This window comes from Streptomyces lycii (genome assembly GCF_009735685.1).
In the GTDB taxonomy this organism is placed as follows: Bacteria; Actinomycetota; Actinomycetes; order Streptomycetales; family Streptomycetaceae; genus Streptomyces; species Streptomyces lycii.
The window spans coordinates 21,039-27,572 of the sequence record NZ_WHPN01000383.1; the positions used below are offsets into that span (position 1 = coordinate 21,039).

Annotated in this window: 4 protein-coding genes; 2 read left to right on the forward strand and 2 right to left on the reverse strand. The window is 73.2% G+C overall.

Annotated features, from left to right (window positions below; translation table 11 throughout):
• Positions 1-269 precede the first annotated feature (269 nt).
• Positions 270-2,705 carry an ATP-binding cassette domain-containing protein gene (locus GCU69_RS26230; protein WP_176604657.1) on the forward strand — a complete coding sequence of 812 codons (2,436 nt, stop codon included), beginning with the start codon at positions 270-272 and terminating at the stop codon, positions 2,703-2,705.
• Between the two features lie 405 nt (positions 2,706-3,110).
• Positions 3,111-4,142, forward strand: a complete 1,032-nt coding sequence (locus GCU69_RS26235; protein ID WP_143671255.1) for a hypothetical protein — start codon at positions 3,111-3,113, stop codon at positions 4,140-4,142.
• A 167-nt stretch (positions 4,143-4,309) separates the two neighbouring features.
• On the opposite strand, the gene tpg is transcribed toward GCU69_RS26235, so the two are convergent.
• Positions 4,310-4,864 (reverse strand): telomere-protecting terminal protein Tpg, encoded by a 555-nt coding sequence (gene tpg / locus GCU69_RS26240; protein WP_098754981.1) that lies wholly within the window; start codon positions 4,862-4,864, stop codon positions 4,310-4,312.
• A gap of 6 nt (positions 4,865-4,870) precedes the next feature.
• The coding region (gene tap / locus GCU69_RS32825) for a telomere-associated protein Tap (RefSeq protein ID WP_170315937.1) at positions 4,871-6,534 on the reverse strand (1,664 nt) is incomplete at its 5' end.

Here is a 6,534-nt window from a genome sequence, read left to right on the forward strand (position 1 = left end):
GGCGGTCGGCGCCGGCGTCCGTACGGACGGCCCCGTGGAGCAGCGGGGAGGCACCGGCCGGGCTGCCGCCCGCCGCCCCGGGCGGTGCCGTACCCGGGCCGCTGCACCACCGGTGAGCCCGGCCCGCGCACCGGCACCGGGCGCGGGCGGCAACCCTCCGCACCGGCACCCGCCGGAGCAGCACCAGACGTACGGCTCGCGCCCTCGGGACCGGGCCAGGCGACGCGACGGGACCGCGCAGGCGGTCCCGCCCGACAGATGGAGAGAGCATGAGCATGGCCACGAGGACGGACACGCAGTCGCCTGCGCCGCACGTCGCCGACAGCCACGACCTGATCCGCGTGCACGGCGCGCGCGTGAACAACCTCAAGGACGTCAGCGTCGAGATCCCCAAACGCCGGCTGACGGTGTTCACCGGCGTCTCCGGCTCCGGCAAGAGTTCGCTGGTGTTCGGCACGGTCGCCGCGGAGTCCCAGCGGATGATCAACGAGACCTACAGCGCCTTCGTGCAGGGCTTCATGCCGTCGCTGGCGCGGCCCGATGTCGACGTGCTCGACGGCCTGACGACCGCGATCATCGTGGACCAGCAGCGGATGGGCGCCGACCCGCGTTCCACCGTCGGCACCGCCACCGACGCCAACGCGCTGCTGCGCATCCTCTTCAGCCGGCTCGGGCAGCCGCACATCGGCTCGCCCGGCGCGTTCGCCTTCAACGTCCCCTCGGTGCGGGCGAGCGGCGCGATCACCGTGGAGCGCGGCGCCAAGAAGGCGGTCAAGGCGACCTTCAACCGGGTCGGCGGCATGTGCCCGCGCTGCGAGGGCCGGGGCACGGTCTCCGACATCGACCTCAGCCAGCTCTACGACGACTCCAAGTCGCTCGCCGAGGGCGCGTTCACGATCCCCGGCTGGAAGTCGGACAGCCAGTGGACCGTGCAGGTCTACGCCCAGTCGGGGTTCGTGGACCCGCACAAGCCGATCCGCGAGTACACCGAGAAGGAACTGCACGACTTCCTCCACGGCGAGCCCGTCAAGGTGAAGGTCAACGGGGTGAACCTCACCTACGAAGGGCTGATCCCCAAGATCCAGAAGTCGTTCCTGTCCAAGGACAAGGAGGCGATGCAGCCGCACATCCGGGCGTTCGTGGAGCGGGCTGTCACCTTCCGGACGTGCCCCGAGTGCGACGGCACCCGGCTCAGCGAGGCCGCCCGCTCCTCGAAGATCGAGGGTGTCGGGATCGCCGACGCCTGCGCGATGCAGATCAGCGATCTGGCCGGCTGGGTGCGCGGGCTGGCCGAGCCTGCCGCGGGCTCCCCGAAGAGCGACTACGCCACGGTCGCGCCGCTGCTGACGTCGCTGGCCGGCACCCTCGACTCGTTCGTGGAGATCGGGCTCGGCTATCTCTCGTTGGACCGGCCGGCGGGCACCCTGTCGGGCGGCGAGGCGCAGCGCGTCAAGATGATCCGCCACCTCGGGTCGTCCCTGACCGATGTCACGTACGTCTTCGACGAGCCGACCATCGGTCTGCACCCGCACGACATCCAGCGGATGAACGACCTGCTGCTGCGGCTGCGCGACAAGGGCAACACCGTGCTCGTCGTCGAGCACAAGCCCGAGGTGATAGCGATCGCCGACCACGTCGTCGACCTCGGCCCCGGCGCCGGGACGGAGGGCGGCACGGTCTGCTTCGAGGGCACCGTCGAGGCCCTGCGGGCCGGAGGCACCGTCACCGGCCGCCACTTCGACGACCGCGCCGCGCTGAAGAAGACGGTACGGACCCCCGCCGGCCACCTGCCGGTCCGCGGCGCGACGAAGCACAACCTGCGGGACGTCGATGTCGACATCCCGCTCGGGGTGCTGGTCGCCGTCACCGGAGTCGCCGGTTCCGGGAAGAGTTCGCTGGTGCACGGTTCGCTGGCCACCTCTTCGGCGGCCGCCGAAGAGGGTGTGGTGGCGATCGACCAGGGCGCGATCCGCGGCTCCCGGCGCAGCAACCCGGCGACGTACACCGGAATGCTCGACCCGATCCGCAAGGCGTTCGCGAAGGCCAACGGGGTGAAACCGGCGCTGTTCAGCGCCAACTCCGAGGGCGCCTGCCCCGACTGCAACGGGGCCGGGGTGATCTACACCGATCTGGCGATGATGGCCGGTGTCGCCACCACCTGCGAGGAGTGCGAGGGGAAGCGGTTCCAGGCGGCCGTGCTGGAGCACCGGCTCAGCGGCCGCGACATCAGCGAGGTGCTCGCGATGTCGGTGGCCGAGGCCGAGGAGTTCTTCGCCGCCGGTGAGGCACGCACCCCGGCCGCGCACAAGATCCTCGGCCGGCTCGCCGACGTGGGGCTCGGCTATCTGACGCTCGGCCAGCCGCTCACCACGCTCTCCGGCGGCGAGCGGCAGCGGCTCAAGCTGGCCGTCCACATGGGCGAGAAGGGCGGCGTCTACATCCTGGACGAGCCGACCACCGGCCTCCACCTCGCCGACGTCGAGCAGTTGCTCGCGCTGCTGGACCGGCTCGTCGACTCCGGCAAGTCCGTCATCGTCGTCGAGCACCACCAGGCGGTCATGGCGCACGCCGACTGGATCATCGACCTCGGCCCCGGCGCCGGCCACGACGGCGGCCGCGTCGTCTTCGAGGGCACCCCCGCCGACCTCGTCGCCGCCCGCTCCACCCTCACCGGTGAGCACCTCGCGGCGTACGTCGGCGACTGACCGCCGCACCCGCGCGGACACCCGGAGCGGGGGGAGNNNNCGCTCCCCCCGCTCCGCTGCCGGGGCGCTCGCGCGCTCGCCCCGGCCCGCTGTGACTCACGCGTTGCCGGCCGGGCCCGGCCGGCCGGTCCGCGGGGCGGGCTCCGACGCGGGTCTCCTTCTCACACGTGCCCGTCCGGCAGCCGTCCCGCCACCGGCGAGGGCGCGGGCGCGGGCATCCTGCCCCGGGCCGGGCCGCTTCGCGGATGCCGCGCGACATCCGGCCATCGGTGCCGAATCCGGATTCATTCCGGTGTCCCGCTGTCATGATGCGGGAACGGGGGCAGCTGCCCGGTGTCCGTGTGATTCGGGGGTGTCATGGGAGCGGGGGAACTCGCCGCGGCCGCAGTCGGGGTCCTGTCGGCTGTGCTCACAGGGACCGCGACCGGGGTGGGCGAACAGGCCGGGGCCGCCGTCGCGCAGGTCGTACGGGACCGGCTGGGTGCGTCGGACCGCGGTCGGGCCGCACTGACGGAACTCGAGGGGGCCGAGGCGTCCCCCGAGGCGCAGGCTGGGGCAGCGGCGGTTCTCACGGAGGAGATCGAGGCCGATCCCCGCCTGCGGCACGCGCTGACGGTTCACCTGGACGCACCGCGTGCCGCCGGCGGTGTGTTCATCGACCGCAGCCGAGTGCGCGGCGACATCCCGGTCCTGGTCGGCAGCGGAACGATCAACTTCAGGAAGCCGACGTCAGCGGCCGGCATGGTGGCCCTGGTACTGGCCGTGCTGGTCGTCCTCTCCGTGATGGTCCTCGCCGTGCACGGCGGGAGCAGCATCCTCGGCGCTGACGACTCCCCGGACAGCAGCCATGGCTCCGGGTCCGCGACGGTCGGCAGTGACGATGGTCCGGCGTCGAGCAGCGGCAGCAAGGAGCGGACCGTCGCGCCTCGTGCGCTGACCGTGGCCGAGACCAAGGACGTGGTGCCCGCGCTGGAGGACATGCCGTCGGGCTGGGCGGTCGGCAGTGCGCGCAACGGTTTCCCCGTCGAAGGGGACACGGGCTGCAACGCGGGAACCGCGAACTACGACAACCCGGAAGAGAACTCGGGCCATCTCACGGTGACCTACCGGGTGACCGCGTGCCGAGACGTCCGGACGGTGACCGACGGGTACGCGGAGGAGCTGAAGCGCGTCGGAACCAGCGATCCGGAAGAGACGCGCATCGCGATGCCGAAGTGCGGTGACGAGAGCTTCGCGACCAGCTACACCGTCACCGGCGGCACGAGGGACCGGAACGGGACTCACGTCGAGATCCGGGCCCGGGTGGGCGCGGTCTTCATCGACATGAACTACGGCCCGACCGGCGACGGCGCCCACAGGCTCGACTCCCTGGAGCGGGCCGGAGAACTCATGCGACTCGTCTGCGACCGGGCTGTCGCGTCCCAGAGCACCCCCTGAACGTCTCCGCCCGGGAGCGGCGCGGCCGTCGGGGCTTGTGGTGGGCCGCTGCGCCGGTACGAGGAGGCGAGGACAACCGGTGAACGAGTGACGACGAGCCTGCCTGTGGGGCGCCTGTCGTGCTTCGGCCCGGGACGGCTGTCCTGTCCGTGCGCGGGCCGTCCCCGCTACAGGTCGACGTCGATGTAGTCGATGTCGGTGAACTCCACCAGCAGTCCCCGGGCGCGCCGGCCGCGGTCCTTGAAGTAGATCTCCTGGAGCCCCTCGGCGGCGATGGCCAGCAACTGCTGCTCGTCCGCGCCCCGGTCGCGGGCCTCGAAGAGCCGGGCGGCGTACTGCGGAGGCAGCGCCTGTGTGAGATGGCGCAGCCGGGCGTCGTCCGTGCTGCCGGGGGCGGCGGTGTAGCCGAAGCGGGCGCGGGTGTCGAGGATCAGGCCGTCCGTGGTGGCGGCGCGCCGCTTGGCCTGCTCGCGGACGCGCGGCTGCCAGCGCCGCCGCACCTCCCGCTCCAGCCTGGCCGCGAGGTCCTTGCGGGGCCGCTTGAGCGTGCCGGCGACATAGCGCTCGACCGTACGCTGCGACACCCCGAGCACCCCGGCCGCCGCCCTGGTGCCCTTCAACTGCTTCACCAGGTACTTCATCCTGGCCTGCGCCGACTTGGGAACGGGGCGGGTGAACGCCCCCTCCACCGCCTGGTCCAGGCTGTCCCCGAGCTTGCCCACGCCGGCCTACTCCCCGCTGTCGGCGGCGGGGGCGCCGCCGTCCTTGATGCTCCGGGCGATGTTGACGTCCGGCCCGTACTCCTCCAGCTGGGCCTCGGCCCACAGGGTCGTCTGCGTTCCCTCGTGCTTGACCATCCCGGGCGAGACACCGAGCCGGAACGTGCCGGGGACCGGCTTGCCGTCCGCCGTGTGCGGCAGGAAGTCCAGCGGTGACGGCCCGTCGGAGGGATAGACGACGCAGTCGGTCGCGACCGCGAGCGGGTAGAGGTCCGCGGCGGCGGCGACCTTCATCATCTTGCGGTGCATGTTGATCCGGCTGGTGGCGATGACGGCGGCGCGGATGTCGGGGCGCCACGTCGGGCGGGACAGAGCCGGCCACGCCTGACCGGGCCGCCAGCCGCCGCCGTGCGCCCGTTCCCGCAGTTTGCCGATGCCGCCCTTCACCGTCGCCTTGATCGCGGTCAGCAGGAGGGCCGCCCGCGGGTCGGTCTGCCGGTGGCCGGCCATGGCGCGCAGGAAGTCCTCCGGCGCCAGGCCGGCGGTGACGCCGAGGTCCGCCATCGTCGCGAGATACGCGTCGCGCAGCCGCCCGTACCAGGCGTCCAGGTAACGGCCGCTCTCCGGCCGCAGATACGCCTCCAGCGGGGCGACCCGGTGGCCGAGTTCGACGGCGTACGCGACGGTGGGCGTGGCGTACCAGGCCGGGCCGGCCGGGCGTTCCCCGGTCGGGGTGAACGGGCTGGGCAGCCGGGGGTCCAGCTCCACGTGCGAGAGGTCCACCAGCCAGGAGCCCGGTGTCTTCGCGTCGAACGCCGGGTTCCGCACGTGCACCGGCGGGCCCAGGCCGACGGTGGTGCCGTTCGCGGCGGCGGCGAAGGCGAGGTTCACGTCGATGCCGACGACGTAACGGCGGAGGCATTCCCCGTCGGTCATCGGCCGCGCCCAGTCGTACGCCTCCTCGTCGAGGACTTCGTCCGGGGTGCGCTGGTGGAAGCGCGGCAGACGGGCGAGGAGCGGATGCCCGTCCGGTGCCTCGCACGGCGCGCAGTCCACCGGCCGGCTGCCGAGCGACCCGGGGTTGTGCTCGCTGGTGCGGCGGCCGTCGGCGTCGGGGGCGCCGGGGCGGGTCGGCGGGTGCAGCGCGGTCATCAGCTCCAGGCCGGTGACGGCCGTGGAACCGCGCGGGGTCAGCACCCGGGTCGCGTACGTCCCGAGCAGCTGCGCCAGTTCGGCCGGCGGCAGTTGTGCCGCGTCGCCCCAGGACCGGGGTTCGAGGGCGTTCCAGCCGAGGACGCACAGCTGCACGCAGGCGCGGACCCCGCCCCGCACCGGGCGGTAGACGCGGGCCCAGGGGCCGAAACCGCGCCGGGTGAGCCGCCAGTCGGCCCCGGTCAGCTGCCGTACGGCCGGGTGGTCCCCGGGGAGCCGGCCGGCGCGCCGCTCTTCGTCGCCGAGCCGGTCCGGCAGGCCGTAGTGCGCGGCGGCCGCGTCGGTGAGCACCAGCAGCGGATCGGCGTCCTTGCCGTGCCGGTGCAGCCGGGGCGCGCCGAGCCGGGCCTCGGCCAGGGTCCACTCGACCAGACCGGGCAGCGAGGTGGCGGGCACGTCCAGCAGCAGGCCGCCGACGCAGTACGCGGTCACCCGGCCGTCCGCGGCGTCGACGACGGCCA